General features: G+C 70.7%; 16 protein-coding genes. 7 read left to right on the top strand and 9 right to left on the bottom strand.

Going from position 1 to position 18772, the window contains the following annotated elements; all coding sequences use genetic code 11:
- Positions 1 to 451 precede the first annotated feature (451 nt).
- Positions 452 to 1060 (bottom strand): hypothetical protein, encoded by a 609-nt coding sequence (locus tag A33M_RS02130; protein ID WP_008382908.1) that lies wholly within the window; start codon positions 1058 to 1060, stop codon positions 452 to 454.
- A gap of 690 nt (positions 1061 to 1750) precedes the next feature.
- Here A33M_RS02130 and A33M_RS02125 point away from each other — a divergent pair.
- Positions 1751 to 2314, top strand: coding sequence for an Lrp/AsnC family transcriptional regulator (locus tag A33M_RS02125; protein WP_008382907.1), 564 nt, complete (start codon positions 1751 to 1753; stop codon positions 2312 to 2314).
- 31 nt (positions 2315 to 2345) lie between these two features.
- Here A33M_RS02125 and A33M_RS02120 read toward each other — a convergent pair whose 3' ends face one another.
- From A33M_RS02120 to A33M_RS02100, 5 genes are all read right to left on the bottom strand, one after another.
- Positions 2346 to 3413, bottom strand: coding sequence for a sulfate/molybdate ABC transporter ATP-binding protein (locus tag A33M_RS02120; RefSeq protein ID WP_157223293.1), 1068 nt, complete (start codon positions 3411 to 3413; stop codon positions 2346 to 2348).
- A gap of 23 nt (positions 3414 to 3436) precedes the next feature.
- The gene (gene cysW / locus A33M_RS02115; protein WP_008382903.1) at positions 3437 to 4294 is read right to left on the bottom strand and encodes a sulfate ABC transporter permease subunit CysW; all 858 of its coding nucleotides are present in this window, start codon (positions 4292 to 4294) and stop codon (positions 3437 to 3439) included.
- A gap of 49 nt (positions 4295 to 4343) precedes the next feature.
- Positions 4344 to 5207 (bottom strand): sulfate ABC transporter permease subunit CysT, encoded by an 864-nt coding sequence (gene cysT / locus A33M_RS02110; protein ID WP_008382901.1) that lies wholly within the window; start codon positions 5205 to 5207, stop codon positions 4344 to 4346.
- A 48-nt stretch (positions 5208 to 5255) separates the two neighbouring features.
- Entirely contained in the window at positions 5256 to 6329 is a 1074-nt protein-coding gene (locus A33M_RS02105; protein ID WP_083850260.1) for a sulfate ABC transporter substrate-binding protein, read from the bottom strand.
- 196 nt (positions 6330 to 6525) lie between these two features.
- Positions 6526 to 7470: a fumarylacetoacetate hydrolase family protein gene (locus tag A33M_RS02100; RefSeq protein WP_008382897.1), complete on the bottom strand. Its 945-nt coding sequence runs from the start codon at positions 7468 to 7470 to the stop codon at positions 6526 to 6528.
- A gap of 311 nt (positions 7471 to 7781) precedes the next feature.
- Here A33M_RS02100 and A33M_RS23395 point away from each other — a divergent pair, with 311 nt between their 5' ends.
- Positions 7782 to 8141 carry a hypothetical protein gene (locus tag A33M_RS23395; RefSeq protein WP_040618939.1) on the top strand — a complete coding sequence of 120 codons (360 nt, stop codon included), beginning with the start codon at positions 7782 to 7784 and terminating at the stop codon, positions 8139 to 8141.
- A gap of 95 nt (positions 8142 to 8236) precedes the next feature.
- Here A33M_RS23395 and putA read toward each other — a convergent pair whose 3' ends face one another.
- Entirely contained in the window at positions 8237 to 11344 is a 3108-nt protein-coding gene (gene putA / locus A33M_RS02090) for a bifunctional proline dehydrogenase/L-glutamate gamma-semialdehyde dehydrogenase PutA (protein ID WP_040618938.1), read from the bottom strand.
- Positions 11345 to 11541: 197 nt separating this feature from the next.
- Here putA and A33M_RS02085 point away from each other — a divergent pair, with 197 nt between their 5' ends.
- Positions 11542 to 12633: an ABC transporter substrate-binding protein gene (locus A33M_RS02085; RefSeq protein WP_008382889.1), complete on the top strand. Its 1092-nt coding sequence runs from the start codon at positions 11542 to 11544 to the stop codon at positions 12631 to 12633.
- 105 nt (positions 12634 to 12738) lie between these two features.
- Here A33M_RS02085 and A33M_RS02080 read toward each other — a convergent pair whose 3' ends face one another.
- Positions 12739 to 13662 carry a LysR family transcriptional regulator gene (locus A33M_RS02080; RefSeq protein ID WP_008382887.1) on the bottom strand — a complete coding sequence of 308 codons (924 nt, stop codon included), beginning with the start codon at positions 13660 to 13662 and terminating at the stop codon, positions 12739 to 12741.
- A gap of 381 nt (positions 13663 to 14043) precedes the next feature.
- On the opposite strand from A33M_RS02080, the gene A33M_RS02075 reads away from it, so the two are divergent.
- The gene (locus tag A33M_RS02075; RefSeq protein WP_008382884.1) at positions 14044 to 15468 is read left to right on the top strand and encodes a serine hydrolase; all 1425 of its coding nucleotides are present in this window, start codon (positions 14044 to 14046) and stop codon (positions 15466 to 15468) included.
- An 88-nt stretch (positions 15469 to 15556) separates the two neighbouring features.
- The gene (locus tag A33M_RS25195; RefSeq protein ID WP_008382882.1) at positions 15557 to 16777 is read left to right on the top strand and encodes a CobW family GTP-binding protein; all 1221 of its coding nucleotides are present in this window, start codon (positions 15557 to 15559) and stop codon (positions 16775 to 16777) included.
- 49 nt (positions 16778 to 16826) lie between these two features.
- Here A33M_RS25195 and A33M_RS02065 read toward each other — a convergent pair whose 3' ends face one another.
- Positions 16827 to 17048: a ribbon-helix-helix domain-containing protein gene (locus tag A33M_RS02065; RefSeq protein WP_008382880.1), complete on the bottom strand. Its 222-nt coding sequence runs from the start codon at positions 17046 to 17048 to the stop codon at positions 16827 to 16829.
- Between the two features lie 171 nt (positions 17049 to 17219).
- On the opposite strand from A33M_RS02065, the gene A33M_RS02060 reads away from it, so the two are divergent.
- Together A33M_RS02060 and A33M_RS22040 are read left to right on the top strand one after the other, a co-directional pair.
- A complete protein-coding gene (locus tag A33M_RS02060) occupies positions 17220 to 17834 on the top strand; it encodes a DUF924 family protein (protein ID WP_008382878.1) in 615 nt (204 codons plus the stop codon).
- A gap of 111 nt (positions 17835 to 17945) precedes the next feature.
- Entirely contained in the window at positions 17946 to 18629 is a 684-nt protein-coding gene (locus A33M_RS22040) for a DUF2147 domain-containing protein (protein WP_202801761.1), read from the top strand.
- Positions 18630 to 18772: the final 143 nt, after the last annotated feature.

The raw sequence follows: 18772 nt of genomic DNA, 5'->3' as shown, positions 1-18772 counted from the left end.
GGATGAGGTCATAGTTTCCCGCCGCTGGTGTGAGAACCCGAGCCGTCCAGCCGCAAGCCGTATCATCGCAGGAAAAAGAAAGCGCCGGGCGACGAGGTCGTCCGGCGCTTTCACGTGATCTGCACGGCTGCCGCCGCTGCCCCCGAGCGCCACGCGCTCATACCGACGGCGGCAGAGTTCGACCTCGTCCCGAGATCGGCACTTGTATGCCCAAGTCGGCTACAGCCGACTTGGGTGCCCGCGTCTCGAAGGACGAGGGCACTGCGCGGGCCTCATCCTTCGAGACGGCCGCTTCGCGGCCCCTCAGGATGAGGGTCACAGTCTCTCGCCGGTGGTATCAGAGCTTTCCACACCAGCGCCACGCACTCCGGGCGTTCCACACCAGCGCGATGCGCTCGGGGCGTTCGCAGTCCGAAGCGCGGGTAGCGCAGGCGCCGCGGCGCGCTCGGCCTCAGCGGCGCGAGTCGAGCGACACGCCGAGCGAATAGGCTTTTTGGCGGGTGGCGCCCTCGGTGCGCTTCAGCGCCTTGGCGATCTTCGCGGTCGGCTGCTTCTGCTTGGCGAGCGCCTTCAGCTCCTTCACGTCGTCCTTGGTCCAGCCGCGGCGCTTGGAGGCCGACGACTTGGCGGTGGCGGCGGCGGACTTGGTCGCGGTGGCCTTGGCGGCCTTCGGGGCGGCGGCCTTCGGCGCGGCGCTCTTGCGGCCGGCGGCGCGGCCCTTCGGCGCGGCCTCCTTCACGGCGGCGGCAGCGCGGCCCTTCGGCGCGGCGCTCTTCGGCGCGGCGCCCTTGGCGGCCTTGGCCGTCTTGCCGACGGGAGCCTTTGCGGCGGCGGACTTCGCAGTCGGCGACTTGGCAGCAGACGACTTGGCCGCGGGAGCCTTGGTCGCGGAAGCCTTCGACACCGCGGCGCTCTTCTTCGCTGCCGCCGGCTTCTTCGCCGCGATCACCGCCGTCTTCGCCGCGGCCGCCTTGCGGCCCGGGGTCTTCTTCTCTGTCGGCTCGGCGTCGGCCGTCGTCTTGGATGCGCTCGCTCGCTTGGCGGTGGTCGCTTTTGCCATCGATGACTCCTCGAGAATGGCTGTTGTGTCGAAACTGCGGATGGTCCGCACCGCGACTGATCACGACGGCGGGGGGCGTCCGAAGCCGACCAGCGCGTCCTCGTCGAAAGATAATCCCGGTTATCTCATCACGATCGCGATGTCTACCTCCGCCCGGCCAAATCACTTGACATTTCGCAACGGAACGACCACCGCCGCCCGACTCGTGATCGCGCGCCGATGCCGGGTGGCGCGACCTGATCAGCACGCGACCCGTCGCGGCCGATACCGCGGGCGTTTCCACGCCGTGCCCCGCGTCCTGCCGCGAGCCCTAACGATTTCTTAAACGAACGGAGACGCCTACGTGATCACGTCGGCGCACCTCTCCGGCGATCTGATCAGGAGGGGCGGGGGCTCGGGCGCCGGACCGGCCGCGCGTGTGCGGTATCACGGCGGGTGAGGAGGGCGGTCCGGTCGGCCGGGCCGGGCGCGGTCGGGCACTGCAAGTCGGACGCGACGTTGTTGTGGACAGCGTGGTCGATGCGCGCCGCGCGGCCGTTCACGCGCGATGCCGGACGAGGCCGTCGCGCGCGGCGATTCGCGGCCGGGCCGCGGTGCCGGGCTGCGCTTTCCGGGCCGTGGTGGCATAAAATTCTATTGAACGGGGTCCGATCCTCGGATATGAGAAAATAAATTCTATACGAGAGCGCCATGGCCCAGTCCGACGCCGCCGCCGGTCCGGCGGAAAACCATCCCGAGCGCAACGGCGAGCGCAAGATCGACACCATCGACCGCCGCATCCTCACGGTGCTGCAGCGCGACGCCAGCATCACGCTGGCGGCGCTCGCCGAGCAGGTTCACCTGTCGCAGACGCCGTGCTGGAAGCGCATCCAGAAGCTCGAGGCGGACGGCATCATCACCGGGCGGGTGGCGCTGGTGGCGCCGGAGAAGATCGGCCTCGGCCTCACGGTGTTCGTCTCGATCGAGACGCAGGACCATTCCAAGGGCTGGCTCGAGCGGTTCGCCGCGACTGTCGCGGCGTTGCCCGAGGTGATGGACGTCTATCGGATGGCGGGCGACGTCGATTACATGCTGCGCGTGGTGGTGGCCGACATGGCGGCCTACGACGCCTTCTACAAGCGGCTGATCGAGACGGTGCCGCTGAAGAACGTCACGTCGCGCTTCGCGATGGAGCGGGTGAAGTCGACCACCGCCTATCCGGTGCCGGGTCCGCCCGAGCCCAAGCCGGTGCGCCGCCCGGCGGTGCGGGCCTGATCTCGCGCCCGCGTTCTGCTGCGACCGAACGTCAGGCGGGAAACAGGCGCAGCGTGGAGAACCGCACCGCCAGCGTGTCGCCGCGGCTCGGTGAGACGTGCGGCGGCAGCTCGATCTCGACCGCGGGCAAGTGCTCGGCGATCGACAGCTCGGCGCGCCGGGCGGGCCCCGCGCGGCGCACGCCGGCGACCGCGAGCGGCATCGTGTCCGCCACGTCTTCGCCGTCTTCGGCCGCGACCAGATCACGTGGCCGCACGAACAGCGCGGCCGGCCCGTCGCGAAACCCGTCCGGCGCCGGCAGCCCATGCGGGCCGAGCAGAACCCGGCCGCCGGCGACCGTCACCGGCACCTTCACCGCCTCGCCGATGAAGCCCGCGACGAACGCCGTCGCCGGCCGGTCGTAGACCTCGTCGGGCGTGCCGATCTGCTCGATCCTACCGCGATCGAGGATCGCCACCCGGTCGGCGAGCTCCAGCGCCTCGTCCTGATCGTGGGTGACGAACAGCGTCGTGTGGCCGGTCCTGTCGTGCAGGTCGCGCAGCCAGCGCCGCAGATCGCGCCTCACTTTCGCATCGAGCGCGCCGAACGGCTCGTCGAGCAGCAGCACCCGCGGCTCCACCGCGAGCGCGCGGGCGAGCGCGACCCGCTGGCGCTGGCCGCCCGACAGCTGCGCCGGGAACCGCTTCTCGAGGCCCGGCAGGTGCACGAGCTCGAGCAGCTCGGACACCCGCTTGCGGATGTCCGTCCGCGACGGCCGTGCGCTACGGGGGCGCACCTTTAGGCCGTAGGCGACGTTGTCGCCGACCGTCATGTGGCGGAACAGGGCGTAGCTCTGGAACACGAAGCCGACCCGGCGCGCCTGCACCGGCAGCGCGGTCGCGTCCTCGTCGCCGAAGAAGACGCGGCCGGCGGTCGGGTGGTCGAGGCCGGCGACGATGCGCAGCAGCGTCGTCTTGCCGGAGCCGGACGGCCCGAGCAGCGCGACCAGCTCGCCCGGCGCCACGTCGAGGTCGACGCCGTTGAGCGCCGGCACAGCCGCGAAATGCTTCTCGAGCCCTTCGGCGCGGATCGCCACCGTCTCCATCGCTTCAGTGCTCATCGCTGCACCCACGTCCGCTCGCCTCAATGCAGTCGCGACTGGCCGAGCGCATCGCCGAACCGCCACTCCAGCACGGATTTGGCGACCAGCGTGACCAGCGCGAGGCCGGCGAGCAGCGAGGCGACCGCGAAGGCGCCGACGAAGTCGTACTCATTGTAGAGGATCTCCACGTGCAGCGGCATCGTGTTGGTGAGGCCCCGCACATGGCCCGACACCACCGACACCGCGCCGAACTCGCCCATCGCCCGCGCGTTGCAGAGCAGCACGCCGTACAAGAGGGCCCATTTCACGTTCGGCAGCGTCACCGTGAGAAAGGTGCGAAAGCCCGAGGCGCCGAGCGTCAGCGCCGCCTCCTCCTCGCTGGTGCCCTGCTCCTGCATCAGCGGGATCAGCTCGCGGGCGACGAACGGGAAGGTGACGAACACGGTGGCGAGCACGATGCCCGGCACCGCGAACACGATTTGCAGGTCGTGCGCCTCGAGCCAGGGTCCGAGCAAACCGTGCGCGCCGAACAGCAGCACGAACACCAGGCCCGACACCACCGGCGACACCGAGAAGGGCAGGTCCACCAGCGTGGTGAGCAAGCTCTTGCCGACGAACTCGAACTTGGCGATCGCCCAGGCGGCGGCGACGCCGAACACCATGTTGAGCGGCACCGAGATGGCGGCGACCAGCAGCGTGAGGCGGATCGCCGCCTGCGTGTCGGGATCGGAGAAGGTGGCGAGATAATGATCGAGGCCGCGGCGCAACGCCTCGACGAACACGGCGGCGAGCGGCAGCATCACGAACAGCGCGAGGAAGCCGATCGCGGTGGCGATCAGCAGGCGGCGGGTGAGGGTCGTCTCTTCCGTGACCGCGCGCGGCCGCGCGGGTCGGGTCACGGCGCGCGGGCGCGCGGGCTGCGGCTCTGCGCGCGGGCGTGCGGGCGCGTCAGACATGGCCGAACCTCCGCCGGCTCCACGCCTGGATCAGGTTGATCGTCAAAAGCAGCAGGAAGGCGATCGCCAGCATCACGGAGGCGATCACGGTGGCGCCCTGATAGTCGAACTCCTCCAGCTTGATCACGATCAGGAGTGGCGCGATCTCCGAGCGGAACGGCAGGTTGCCGGCGATGAAGATCACCGAGCCGTACTCGCCGACCGCCCGGCCGAAGGCGAGCGCGAAGCCCGTCAGTATCGCCGGCAGGAGGCTCGGCAGCACCACGCGAAACACCGTCTGGCGGCGGGTGGCGCCGAGGCTCGCCGACGCCTCCTCGGTCTCGCGGTCGAGATCGGCCAAGACCGGCTGCACGGTGCGCACCACGAACGGCAGTCCGACGAACACCAGCGCGACGAAGATGCCGAGCGGGGTAAACGCCACTTTGATGCCGAGAGGCGCGAGCAGCCCGCCGATCCAGCCGTTCGGCGCCCAGATGGCGGCGAGCGAGATGCCGGCGACCGCGGTCGGCAGCGCGAAGGGAAGATCGACCATCGCATCGAGCAGGCGGCGGGCGGGAAAGCGGTAGCGCGTCAGGACCCAGGCGACCAAGAGGCCGAACACCGAATTGACCGCGGCGGCGGCGAGCGACACGCCGAACGACACCTCGAGCGCCGCACGCACCCGCGGCGAGGTCGCGACCTGCCAGATGCCGTCGAGCCCCAGCCCACTCGCACGCAGCACCAGCGCGCCGAGCGGGATCAGCACGATCAGCGACAGATACAGGAGCGCGAAGCCGAGCGTCGGGCAAAAGCCCGGCAGCGCGCTCGGCTGGCGCAGGCGAAACCACGGCGCCCTTGCCGGCGCGGCGGCGCTCATCGCGGGTCTCTCATGACGCACCGTCGATCACGCGGGGCCGCGCATCGCTCATCGCGCGCCCGGCGCATAGATCCGGTCGAACACGCCGCCCTCGGAGAAATGCTCGGCCTGCGCCTTCTTCCAGCCGCCGAACACGGCGTCGATCGTCACCAGCTTGAGCGGATGGAAGCGGGCGAGATCGGCGGGGTCGGCGTCCTCCGGGTGGAACGGGCGATAATAATGGGCGGCGACGATGCGCTGGGCGGCCGGCGTGTAGAGGAAGTCCAGATAGGCCTGCGCCACTGCGCGCGTGCCGCGCTTGTCGACCACCTGATCGACCAGCGCCACCGGCGGCTCGGCGAGGATCGAGAGCGACGGATAGACGATCTCGAAAGCGCCGGCGCCGAACTCGTTCACCGCGAGAAACGCCTCGTTCTCCCAGGCGATCAGCACGTCGCCGAGGCCGCGCTGCACGAAGGTGGTGGTGGCGCCGCGCGCACCGGTGTCGAGCACCGGCACGTTGCGATAGATCGCCGCGACCAGCGTCTTCGCCTTCTCCGCGTCGCCGCCGGTCTTGTCCAGCTCGTACGCCCAGGCGGCGAGATAGTTCCACCGTGCGCCGCCCGACGTCTTCGGGTTCGGCGTGATCACCTGGATGCCGGGTTTTGCGAGGTCGTCCCAGTCGCGGATGTTCTTCGGGTTGCCCTTGCGCACCAGCAGCACGATCGTCGAGGTGTAGGGCGAGGCGTTGTTCGGCAGGCGCTGCTGCCAGTCGTCCGGCAGCCGTTTCGATTCGCGGGCGATCGCGTCGATGTCGGAGGCGAGCGCCAGCGTCACCACGTCGGCGTCGAGCCCGTCGATCACCGCGCGCGCCTGCCGGCCCGAGCCGCCGTGCGAGGTGCGGATCGTCACCCGCTGCCCGGTCTTCTTCTGCCACTCGGCGGCGAAGGCGGCGTTGATGTCGCGATAGAGCTCGCGGGTCGGATCGTAGGAGACGTTGACCAGCGTGACGGTCTGCGCCCGCGTCGGCGTCGCCGTCGCGAGCGGGGCGGCGACGAGACCGCCGAGGGCGGCGAGCAGTGCGCCGGCAGAACGAACCAGCAGGCGGCGCCGGTCCGGAGAGAACGTGCTGTCCACGGTCATTGCGGCCTCCGTGCGGACCGCACGTCGCCTGCGCGGCGAGGGCCCGACATCACCGACGATTGATACCGCAAATCCTCTCCGGCGCAATCACCCGCCCGCCGCACGCGTTGCGGGTGGCGGTCTGCGACGGCCGCAGGCTCTGTTGCGCGCGCGTTTGCACGCAGCCCGGAGCGCGGCACGCGGCGCAGCGCGAGGCTCAGGCGTGCGGCCTGATCAGACGGTTGCGCAGCACGCCGATCTTCTCGATCTCGAGCTCGATCACGTCGTTCGGCGCCAGCGTCTTTCCCAGCTCGTGCGCCGAGCCGGTGCCGACCGTGCCGGAGCCGATGATCTCGCCGGCATACAAGGTCTCGTCCTTCGACACCCAGGCGATGATGTCCCAGAACGTGTAGTGCATGCTCTTGGTGCTGCCGCCGCCCCAGCGCTCGCCGTTGACGCGCACCTCCATCGTGAGATCGTGCGGATCGCCCAGCTCGTCGGGTGTCACGATCCACGGGCCGAACACGTTGCCGGTGTCGAAGTCCTTGCCCTTGGCCGGCCCGAGCCCCGCACGCATCTCGGTGAACTGTGCATCGCGCGCGCTGAAGTCGTCGTAGATGGTGAAGCCGAACACGTGCGCGGGCGCGGTCTCGGCGAAGATGTCCTTGCCGGTCTTGCCGATCACGCAGGCGATCTCGAGCTCGTAGTCCATCCACTCGGAATAAGACGGCCAGATCACGTCGGCCTCGTGGCCGACCACGTTGAAGCGGTTGCACTTGTAATAGACCGGATGCTCGTACCACACCTCGGGCATCTTCTGCGGCCGGCCGGTGCGCTTCTCCACCTGCTTGCGGCTGTTGTAGACGTGCTCCTCGAACGCCATGCCGTCGCGCAGCTGACGCGGGATCGGCACCGGTGCGAGCAGTTTCACGCCGTCGAGATCCTCGGCCGCCTCGGACGGCCATTCGCGCACCAGATCCTCGACCCGGGCGAGGCCGGGCGCCGCCGCGTCGATCAGCGACAGCATGTCGACGAGGTTGGGGTCGGTGCGGCGATGGACCGTCTCGGCGGCGGTCGCGAGATCGAGCACGGCACGCTGCTCGAGATCCACGACGCCGAGTCGTGGGCGCTTGTGGTGGCCGATGAACGTCGAGAGCTTCATGGACACGTCCGGGGGTAGGAGGTGGGCACGTTGACGTCTCTTACTGCTACCATGGTGTGCTCGTCGGGAAAATCAACGTTCGCGGGGGGCGCGCGCGAGCAGGCTCGCGCGCCGCGCCGGGCGCCGGCGTGGATATCCGAGGTACGGACGTGAGATGCGGAGGTTCCCGGCTTCCGGTTCCGGGCCGCTTCTGCTACCCAGGCAAAGTTCCGACGCAAAGACGCGGGACCTGGAGGACATCACGCGGCCGATCGAAGGCATTGGTCAGGGGCCGGCCATGGGCCGGTGATCGACGGGGGGAGTTCCGATCGATGCGAGCAAGGGTGGTAGGAATTGTCGCGCTGGCGCTGATGCTGAGCGCGTGTGGATTGCTCGAGAGCACTCCTCAGAAGGGTGAGAAGGGCGATCCGGGACCACCCGGACCGGCCGGTGAGGCGGGCCCGCCCGGGCCGGCCGGACCGCCGGGGCGCGGCGTCGGCATCCGCTTCGCCGAGTTCTCCTGCCAGGAGAGCGCCTGCTCGGCCGCCTGCGAGGCCAACGAGCGGCTGATGAACGCCTTCGCGGTCGAGCCCGCCGGCAACTTCGCCCATACGGACGATCGCAGCGTGGTCTACACCGCGCCGCGCCGCGGGCCGTCCGGCAAGATCGTGCTGGTGTGCGTCTCGCAGTGAGGCGTCGGCCGCGACGAGGCGCCGGCTTTTTCTCTTCACCTCGCCCCGCTCGCGGGGCGAGATCGGAGTCCGAGGGGTCGCTCGCCGTCGGTCGATCACGCCTCCGCCGCGGTGAGCAGCGTCGCGTTGCCGCCGGCCGCGGCGGTGTCGATCGTCACCGTCTGCTCGCGCGCGAAGCGGTGCAGGTAATCCGGGCCGCCGGCCTTCGGGCCGGTGCCGGACAAACCCGAGCCGCCGAACGGCTGCACGCCGACCACCGCGCCGATCATGTTGCGGTTTACATACACATTGCCGTGGGGAAGGCGGGCGACCACCCGCTCGACGGTCGCGCCGATGCGCGAATGGATGCCGAGCGTGAGGCGCGTGCCGTTGCCGGCGATGTCGGCGACGAGCCGATCGAGTGCATCGGCGCGCCAGCGCACGACGTGCAGCACGGGACCGAAAATCTCCTCGCGAAGATCGCTCGCGCGGTCGAGCTCGACGATCGCCGGTGGCACATAGGTGCCGGCGGCGGGCAGCGGCGCGTCGCGGTCGGCGCGGAAGAAGACGCGGCGCTCGTGCTCCATCCGCTCGAGATAGGCGGTGAGCGCGTCACGGGCATCGCGGTCGATCACCGGGCCGACACGGGTCTCCCTCTCGCGCGGATCGCCGACCGAAAGCTCCTGCGCGGCGCCGGCGATCATCGCCAGCACCGGCGTCGCCACGTCCTCCTGCAGGCACAGAAGCCGCAACGCCGAGCAGCGCTGCCCGGCCGAGCGGAAGGCCGATGTGAGAACGTCGTCGGTGAGCCGCTCGGGCAGCGCGGTCGCGTCGGCGATCAGCGCATTGATGCCGCCGGTCTCGGCGATCAGCGGCACGATCGGCCCGTCCTTGGCGGCCAGCGCGCGATTGATCGAGCGGGCGGCGGCGGTCGAGCCGGTGAAGGCGACGCCGGCGACCCGCGGATCGGCGACCAGCGCCGCGCCGACGGTGCCGTCGCCCGGCACCAGATGCAGCGCCGATGCGGGAATGCCGGCGCGGTGCAGCAGCGTCACCGCGTGCGCGGCGATCAGCGGGGTCTGCTCGGCCGGCTTCGCCACCACCGCATTGCCGGCGACCAGCGCCGCGACCACCTGGCCGCAGAAGATCGCCAGCGGAAAGTTCCACGGGCTGATGCAGACGATCACGCCGCGTCCGCGATAGCGCAACACGTTGCTCTCGCCGGTCGGACCCGGCAGCGGGATAGGCGCCAGCGTCCGGCGCGCCTCCGCGGCATAGTAGCGGCAGAAATCGACCGCCTCGCGGACCTCTGCCAGCGCGTCGTCGAGCGTCTTGCCGCCCTCGGCCTGCAGAAGGGCGATCAGCGTCCCGCGGTCGGCCTCCAGTGCATCGCCAGCGCCCTCCAACAGTTTTGCGCGCTTGTCGAGCGACGTCGCATCCCAGGCGAAAAAACCGGCCTCGGCCGCCGCCATCGCCGCCGCCACGCCCGCCTCGTCGGCCTCCGTTACCTGCCCCAGAACCGCGCCGTCGATCGGCGAGACGACCGGCCGCGCCGGGCCGGGCCGGGGATTGCCGTCGACCAGCGGCGAGGCGTGCAAATCCTTCGGTAGCCGGCGGGATGCGAGCAGGGCTTTCAAACTTTCGGCGTGGCCGAGCTCGACGCCGGCGGCGGCCTTGCGACCGGGCAAAATATCCTGCGGCAGCGGGATTTTCGGATTCCGGGCCTGCGAAGGCGTGCCGATCACCGCGTGCGGACGCTTCAGCACGGTCTCGACCGGCACGCTGCGGTCGCCGGCGACCGAGACGAAGGAGGAGTTGGCGCCGTTCTCCAAGAGCCGCCGCACCAGATAGGCGAGCAGATCCCGGTGCTCGCCGACCGGGGCATAGACCCGGCAGGTGGCCTCCGGCTCGGCGGCGAGCAGCGCGCCGTAGAGCGCCTCGCCCATGCCGTGCAGCCGCTGGAACTCGTAATCCGAAAAGCCGCCGGCGAGCTCGATCACGCTCGCCACGGTGAGCGCATTGTGAGTCGCGAACTGCGGAAACACGACGTCCCGCGCGCCGAGCAGGGTTTTCGCGCAGGCGAGGTAGGAGAGATCGGTCATCGCCTTGCGAGAAAACACCGGGTAGTCGGCGAGCCCGCGCTCCTGCGCCCGCGCGATCTCGGTGTCCCAATAGGCGCCCTTGACGAGCCGCACCGTCGGCCGCCGCCCGGTCCGCCGGGCGAGGTCGATCACCCAGTCGAGCACCGCCCCGGCGCGCTTCTGGTAGGCCTGCACCGCGAGGCCGAATCCCTCCCAGCCTGCGAGCGCCGGGTCGGCAAACACGTCGGCGAACAGGTCGAGCGACAACTCCAGCCGGTCGGCCTCCTCGGCGTCGATCGTGAGGCCGAGGTCGTGCGCTTTCGCGAGCGTCGCCAGCCCGGCGAGCCGGGGCCCGATTTCTGCGCGCGCGCGCCGCGCCGACAACGCGTCGTAGCGCGGATGCAGCGCCGACAGCTTCACCGACAGGCCCGGCCGGCCCGCGCCGTGCGTTGCCGTGGCGTGCGCGGCGATCGCCGCGAGGGCCGCCGTGTAACTTTCGAGATAGCGGTCGGCGTCGGCCATGGTGCGGGCGCCTTCGCCCAGCATGTCGAACGAGTGGCGCACCTGCGGGTGGCGGTCGGCGCGGGCGAGGGCGGCGGCGATCGTCTCGCCGAGCACGAAATGCGAGCCGAGCAGCCGCATCGCCCGGCGCACCGCGGCGCGCACCGCGGGCCTGCCGATCCGCGCCACCAGCGCGTCGAGCACCGACTGCGGCGTCTCCTGCGGGGCGAGGATTTTTGCCGACACCCCGAGCGCCCAGGCCGACGCCGAGCCCAAAAGCGTGCCGGAGCGGCCGACATGGCGGGCGAAATCGCCGCTCGACAGCTTGTCCTCGATCAGCCGGTCGGCGGTGGCGTCGTCCGGCACCCGCAGCAGCGCCTCGGCGAGCACCATCAGCGCGAGGCCTTCGGCGGTGGAGAGGGCGTATTCCTGGAGAAAATCATCGATCCCGCCGATGCCGCCCGCCCGGCGTCGCACCGCCGCGACCAGCGCTTTCGCCCGCGCATCGATGCGCGCCTCGGCGTCCGCGTCGAACGCCGTGGCGGACAGGAACGAGGCCGCGAACGCCTCGTCGGCTCCCGCGAAAGGTGCGCGGAACGGTGGGATTGCGGTAACCCCCGTCGGGCTATTCTCGGCCGGCATCGAGACCTCCTGCGCCGCCTTCGGATTCCGTGAACGTCGTGACACCCGCATGCGACATATTGCCGGGCAGGGGTGCCGCGAATCGGGGCGAAAACCGACGCGACGGCGGGCCCGCTGTGGCATCGTCCGACCAGTCGGGACAGGGCGACGCGCGGTGCCGGCGCAAGGTCCTCGAGGCGGACGAAAGGACAAGAACAATGCTCATCCGCGGTTTCCTGCGGCGTCTCGGTCGGGGGCCGTGGCGTGCGCCGGGCGGGGCGCGGGCCGCCGCGTCTTTCCTGGCCGTCCTGGCGGCGGTGGTGATCGCCGCGGTGGTGGCGACGTCGCCGCTCGCCGCGCAGCCCTTTCTCAAGTTCACGCTCGACCAGCGGTTCGACGCGCTGTCGACGCCCTATCTCGTCGCGCTCGACCGCGGCTATCTCAAGGACGAGGGCCTCGAGGTGGCGATCGATCCCGCCGCCGGCCCGGCCGAGGCGATCGAGCGGGTGGCGTCCGGCACCTACGACATCGGCGTCGCCGATCTCGGCACCCTGATCCGCTGGCGCGACCAGCATCCCGAGGCGGTGCTGCCGGCCGTCTTCATGGTGTTCGACCGCCCGCCCTACGCGATCCTCGCCCGCCGCAGCCGCGGCATCGCCGGCCCGCGGGACCTCGACGGCAAGCGGGTCGGCGCCTCGCCGCTCGACGGCTCGCTCGGCCGCCTGATCGTCTTCGCCCGGGTGAACGACATCGACCCGGCGCGGCTGAAGGTCGAGAGCGTCGCCCTGCCGGTGCGCGAGCCGATGCTGGCCGCCGGCCAGCTCGACGCCATCAGCGCCACCACCTTCACCGTGCTCGATCTCGAAGCACGTGGCGTGCCGGTCGACGACGTTCTGGCGATCCCGATGGCCGAGCACGGGGTGGAATTGTACGGGCGGGCGATCTTCGTCGGCAAGACGCTGGCGGCGCGGCCCGACGCGGTGCGCGCCTTCCTGCGGGCGATCGTCAAGGGGTTGACCGACACGGTGCGCGATCCCGCGCAGGCGGTGGAGACGGTCGGCAAGCGGCTCGACGCCCGCGCGCCGGCGCTCGAGCTCGAGCGGCTGCGGATGGCGGTGCGGCAGAACATCGTGACGCCGGCGGTGCGGGCGAACGGGTTCGGTGCGGTCGACATGGAGCGGCTCGGCCGGGCGATCGCCCAGCTCGGGCTCGCCTACCAGTTCCGCACGGTGCCGAAGCCGGCGGAGGTGTTCGACGCCTCGTTCCTGCCGCCGCCCGAGCAGCGCATGCCGCCGCAAGAGACGCCGTGAGAGACGACGCCGTGAGAGACGGGGCCATGAGAGACGGCGCCGCGAGAGACGATGCCGTGAGAGGCGCGCCGGGCCGGCGGACGACCGGCGGACCGGGAGAGAGACTCAGGCGACCGACTGCATGCCGGCACGGGCGGCGGCGCGGCCCTCGGCCGGCTTGACCGGCAGCGCGAGCGGCACCGAGGGCGCCAGCGTCTCGGCGAGCAGCGCGATCAGCTCGTCGCGCAGCGCCGGGTCGGCCTCGGGGCCGGCGCAGATGCTGCAGGCGACGTCGGCGAGGCGGGGCAGGCCGGTGTCGTCGTAGATCAGCGAGGCGCCGGCGAGCGTGCGGGTCAGCGCCGTCATGCCGAGCCCGGCGGCGACCGCGCGGCTCAGCTCGTCGAGATGGCCGGCGGTGAACACGATGTCGAACGGCCGCCCGGCGCCCTCCAGCGCCGCCACCATGTGGCGGTGAAAGAGGCAGCTCTCGCCGCGGCTGACGATCGGCAGCGGCTGCTTCGGGTCGAGCGGCGCCATCGGCCCGCGCACCCAGACCAGCTCCTCGCGCCAATTGTGGCAGGCCATGTCGTGCGGATGCGGCGCCGTCATGCCGACCACCACGTCGAGGTCGCCCTGCTCGAGCTCGTGCAGCAGCATCGAGCTGCAGCCGGTCTTCATGTGCAGCCGCACGTCCGGCCAGCGGGCGCGGAAGGTGGCGAGGCTCTGCCACAGCGGCAGGCCGACGAAGTCGCCCGGCAGGCCGAAGCGCATGGTGCGGCCGCCGCGCGCGGTGCGCGCCAGCGCGACGATCTGGTCGTTGATGGCGAGCAGGCGGCGGGCCTGGTTGACCACGGTTCCGCCCTTCTCGGTCAGGCTGACGCCGGGGGCGCTCTTGTCCAGCAGGTCGAAGCCGAGCAGGAACTGCAGCCGCTTGATCTGGGCACTCACGGCCGGCTGCGTCACGCCGAGCTTCTGCGCCGCCTTGGTGAAGCTGCGCAGATCCACGACGGTGAGCAGCGTGCGCAAAAGCTCGGTCGGAATGTTGGTCATGCGGAACCCGCCGTCACTTGGCATCGACTCTCGGCACCCGATCGACATCGAAAGAAAGCCCGCGACGCATGCGGGAGCGGCTGCCCCAGCGTGCCAAATCTTTCCCGTGGCAAATTTGATCTAGGTCAGTTCACCCGCTGCAGTGCAGCGATTTCCGGTGGCAAACGCGCGCCCTCGCGAATTTTTCCTCGGCTTTTTCGGGGGGTAGCGCGGTGCGTCGCGGTCCTTGCCGAACTTCGGTCGCTTTCCTGGAGTGTTGGGTGGGGCGAGCCGGGGGGCCTTTGCGTTCGTGGACCCGTTGCGCTTACCATGGGCGCCGGCCCGCGACCCTCGCGGCACCCGCGACCCTCGCACGATGCCGATCAACGGAGCCGATCAACGATGCGCGCGTTCTCTCCGCTCGCCGCCCTGTCGCTCGTCGCGGGCGTGCTGCTGCTCGCCGCGGGCCAGGCCCGCGCCGCCGGCGAATCGCTGCTGGTGGTGGAGGTCGACAGCGGAAAGGTTCTCCAGGCGGAGAACGCGACCTATCCGTGGTATCCGGCCTCCGTCACCAAGCTGATGACGACCTATGTGACGCTGCAGGCGGTGCGGGCGGGGAGGCTCGGCTTCGACACGCTGCTCACGGTGTCGCCCAACGCGGTCGCCGAGCCGCCGACCAAGATGGGCTTCGGCACCGGCACCCAGCTCACCGTCGACAACGCGCTGAAGATGATGCTGGTGCGCTCGGCCAACGACATCGCGGTGGTGCTGGCGGAAGGCGTCTCGGGCTCGATCGACGCGTTCGCCGCGGAGATGAACGCCGCCTCGCAACGGCTCGGGATGACGCAGTCGCACTGGGTCAACCCGAACGGCCTGCCGGACGAGCGCCAGGTCACCTCGGCGCGCGACATGGCGATCCTCGCCCGCGCGCTCCTCAAGGAGTTCCCCGATTATCAGGGCTATTTCGACATCCCGGCGATCAAGATCGGCAAGCGGGTGATCCGCAACACCAACTCGCTCTTGGTGCGCTATCCCGGCACCGACGGGATGAAGACCGGCTTCATCTGCTCGTCCGGCTTCAACGTGGTGGCGACCGCCACCCGCGACAATCGCCGCCTGATCGCGGTGGTGTTCGGCGCGCCCTCGTCGGAGGCGCGCGCCGCGCGCGCCGCCTATCTGTTCGAGACCTCGTTCGCCAATGCCGGCCTCGCCTGGCTGAAGCCGGCGCAAGGGACGGTCGATCAGCTGGTGCCGGTCGAGGCCGCGCCGCCGGATCTGCGCGAGGAGATGTGCGGCAAGCATCGCCGCCGCCCGGCCGCCGAGGACGTCGACGAGGAGATCGCCGAGGCGATGAAGGAGAAGGGCAACGGCGTCTCGGCGCTGCTGTTCGCCGCGCCGGCGGGTCTCGAGATCAAGCCGTCGAGCCTGCTCGGGCCGATGATCGCCGCCAAGCCGATCCGGGTGTATGTCGGCCCGGCCAAGCCCGAGGCTGCGGTCGCCTCGACCGGCCGGCCGAACGTCGCAAAGCCCGATCCGGTCGCCGCGGTGATCGAGGGCACCAAGCCCGCCGCCGGCACCGGGGTGCTGGCGCTGCCGGGCCGCATGCCGACCGCCGGCGCGGTGCCGGTGCCGCAGCCGCGGCCGGGCGCCCACAAGCCGACCCGCAAGGCGAAGGCCGACGGCGGCCACGCGGCGAAATCCGGCACGAGGCACAAGTCCAGCGCCAAATCCGAGAGCAAGTCCAAGGCCCAGACCAAGCCCGAGGCCAAGCCCGAGACAAAGCCCGCGGTGGCGAACGCCGCCCGGCCGACCACCCGGCCGCAATGAGGCGGGCCAGACGAGGCGGGCCATCGGTCCGGCCGAGATTCCGAACCGGTGATGATCCCGAACCGGCCATGACCCCGAAGGACCTTTCGTGACCACCGACACCACCCCGCCGCGGCCGCGCGGCCCGGTCGCGCCGCTGCCCGTCAGCATCCTCACCGGCTTTCTCGGGGCCGGCAAGACGACGCTCCTCAATCGCCTGGTGCGCGATCCGGCGCTCGCCGACACCGCGGTGCTGATCAACGAGTTCGGCGAGATCGGCCTCGATCACCTCTTGGTCGAGCCGATCCACGACGGCGTGGTGATGCTGACCACCGGCTGCCTGTGCTGCACGGTGCGCGGCGATCTGGTGACCGCGCTGGAACGGTTGCTGCGCGACCGCGACAACGGCCGGGTGACCTTTTCGCGGGTGGTGATCGAGACCACCGGGCTCGCCGATCCGGCGCCGGTGCTGCACACCCTCATGGTGCATCCCTATCTCGTGATGCGGTTCCGGCTCGACGGCGTGATCACGGTGATCGACGCGGTGACCGGCAACGCCACGCTCGACGCCCACCCGGAAGCGATCAAGCAGGCGGCGGTGGCGGACCGGCTGGTGCTCTCCAAGACCGACCTCGTCGACCGGCCGGAGCGGCAGGAGGCGTATCGCGATCTCGTCCGCCGGCTGGCGGTGCTCAATCCGGGCGCCCGGCGGCTCGACGTCGCCAAAGGCGAGGCGACCCCGAAGAATTTGTTCGACTGCGGGCTGTACGATCCCGAGACCAAGAGCGTGGACGTCCGCCGCTGGCTCGCCGAGGAGGCGGTCGCCGGCGCCGCGGACCACGGCCACGGCCACGGGCATCACGGGCACGATCACGCGCACGGGGATCACCGGCACGACGACGAGCACGATCAGGGGCACGATGAAGGCCACGTCCACGACCGCAACCGGCACGACGACCACATCCGCGCCTTCACGCTCGCCACCGACGAGGCCCTGCCGGCGGCCGCGTTCGACATGTTTCTCGAGCTGGTGCGCTCGCTGCACGGGCCGGAGCTTCTGCGCCTCAAGGGCGTGGTGAAGCTCGAGGACGAGCCGGAACGGCCGCTCGTCGTGCATGGCGTGCAGCACCTGTTTCATCCGCCGGCGCGGCTCCCCGCCTGGCCGGACCAGGATCACCGCACGCGGCTCGTCGTGATCGCCCAGGACACCGCGGCCGACCGTATCCGCGAGATGTTCGCGCAGTTCCTCTCCGCGGTTGCGCCCGACCGGCCCGACCGCGCCGCGCTGATGGACAATCCCCTGGTGCCGTTCGGCGGCATCGACCGCTGAGGCGGTCCCGGCCGCGGCTTCGGCCCCGGTCTCGGCCCCGGCCGTCGTCTCACGGCACCTCTTGCGGGGCGGGCGGGTCGCCGACCGCGCGGCGGATTTTTTGACGGATCGCCTCGAGCTCGTCGGCGCGCGCCTGCCGCTCGCGCTGCCACAGCCGCAGCGCCTCGCGCAAAACCTCGCCGGCCGAGGCGTACTCGCCGGACGCGACGCTCTCGCGGATGGTGCGCAGCATGTCGGACGTCACGGTGATGCCGATCGTTTCCGCGGCCATGCGATGAATCCCCTCGTCCGCGTTGCGCCGACGCGCTCTTATCTCGGCGCCGCTCGTCACGCCGTTGCGAATTGCGAAGGCGGTAAACCGTCGCATAACATCCGCTCGTCCGAGATCCGACAGCATCGAGCCAACGTACCGAGCCACCGCCACCGGCGGGGAAAGGCCGAGATGGACGCCCACATCGACGCCCGCATGGACGCCCAGATGGACGACGCCACCCGCGCTTCCGAGGCGGCACCCTCGCCGGTGTCCGCCGCCGACGTGGTGGCGTTCTGGACCTCGCTCGGGCCGACCCGCTGGTTCGCCAAGGACGACGCGGTCGACGCGGCGATAAAAGCCCGCTTCGCAAAAGCCTGCGAGGACGCCGCCGCCGGCCGGCTCGCCGCCTGGGAGGAGACGCCGGACGGCGCGCTCGCGCTCCTGCTGCTGCTCGACCAGTTCCCCCGCAACCTCTTCCGCGGCTCGCGAAAGGCGTTCGATGCCGATCCGCTCGGCCGGGCGGTCGCCGACCGGGCGATCGCCCGCGGGCACGACCGCGCCTTCGACAACCCGCTGCGGCGGTTCTTCTATGTGCCCTTCATGCATTCCGAGGATTTGGCCGATCAGGAGCGCTGCGTCGCGCTGTGCCAGGCGGCGGGTGACGCCGAGGGCGTGCATCATGCCGAGGTGCATGCGGCGATCATCCGCCGGTTCGGCCGGTTCCCGCACCGCAACCCGCTGCTCGGCCGCGTCACCACGCCGGAGGAGCAGGCGTTTCTCGACGCCGGTGGTTTTGCCGGCTGAGAGCGGCGAATGCCCGGAAAACGCGCGCAAACGCCACCCTTTCGACCACTTTGCATGGTCAATGCCGGGCAAACGACGACCCGTCTTCAGCAGCGTTTGGAGCGCAGCCCCATGAACGAGACGATGCGCCGAGGCCGCAATCGATGCGCCGCTTTGGCCGGCTTTCTCCTGATCGCGACGCCTGCCGTCGCCCAGGATCCCAGTCCGGTCGGCGAGTGGCTGGTCGAGGAGGGCCTCGCCAAGATCAGAATCGAGAACTGCAGCGATCGCCTGTGGGGCTTGGTGTCCTGGGAGCGCAAGAGCGGCGCGCTCGACGAGCACAATCCCGACCCGGTGAAGAAGACCCGGCCGACGCTCGGCATGCCGATCCTGCTCGGCATGAAGCCGACCCGCGACAAGCGGTGGGAGGGCGAGATCTACAATTCGAACGACGGCCGCACCTATTCGGCGAAGATCAGCCTGGCGAAGCCGGATCAGCTCCGCGTCGAGGGCTGCGTGCTCGGCTTCCTGTGTGGCGGCCAGACCTGGACGCGGGTCGAGCCGCCGCCGCCGGCACCCAAGGGTGCCAAGCCGACGGCCAAGGGCAAGCCGGCGCCGTCCGCCGCGCAAGCCGCGCCGCCGGCCGCCGCCAAGACCGACGGCGACGACGACGAGGCGGCCGAGAATCCGGCCTCGGCCGGCTTCGAGACCGCCCAGGACGTCTGCGCCGCCGCCTCGGAGGCGACCGGCCAAAAGCTCACCGCGATCGAGGAGCCGCCCAAGACCGCCGCCAAGGGGGCTCGCCCGGCGCGCTGATCGCTTGCCCGTCGGGTCGGTGACCGCGGGCCGGCCGTCCGGCCCCGGTCGCGTCACCGGATCGCCCCGAACCGGAACGAGCGGAACCGGACCGCCGAACGATAAAAAAAGCCCGCTTCGCGCGGGCTTTTTTCGTGGTTGTT

This window comes from Rhodovulum sp. PH10 (genome assembly GCF_000293785.1).
Lineage (GTDB): Bacteria > Pseudomonadota > Alphaproteobacteria > Rhizobiales > Xanthobacteraceae > Rhodoplanes.
Note: the sequence above shows the minus strand (reverse complement) of the source record. Positions and strands in the feature narration are given on the sequence as shown.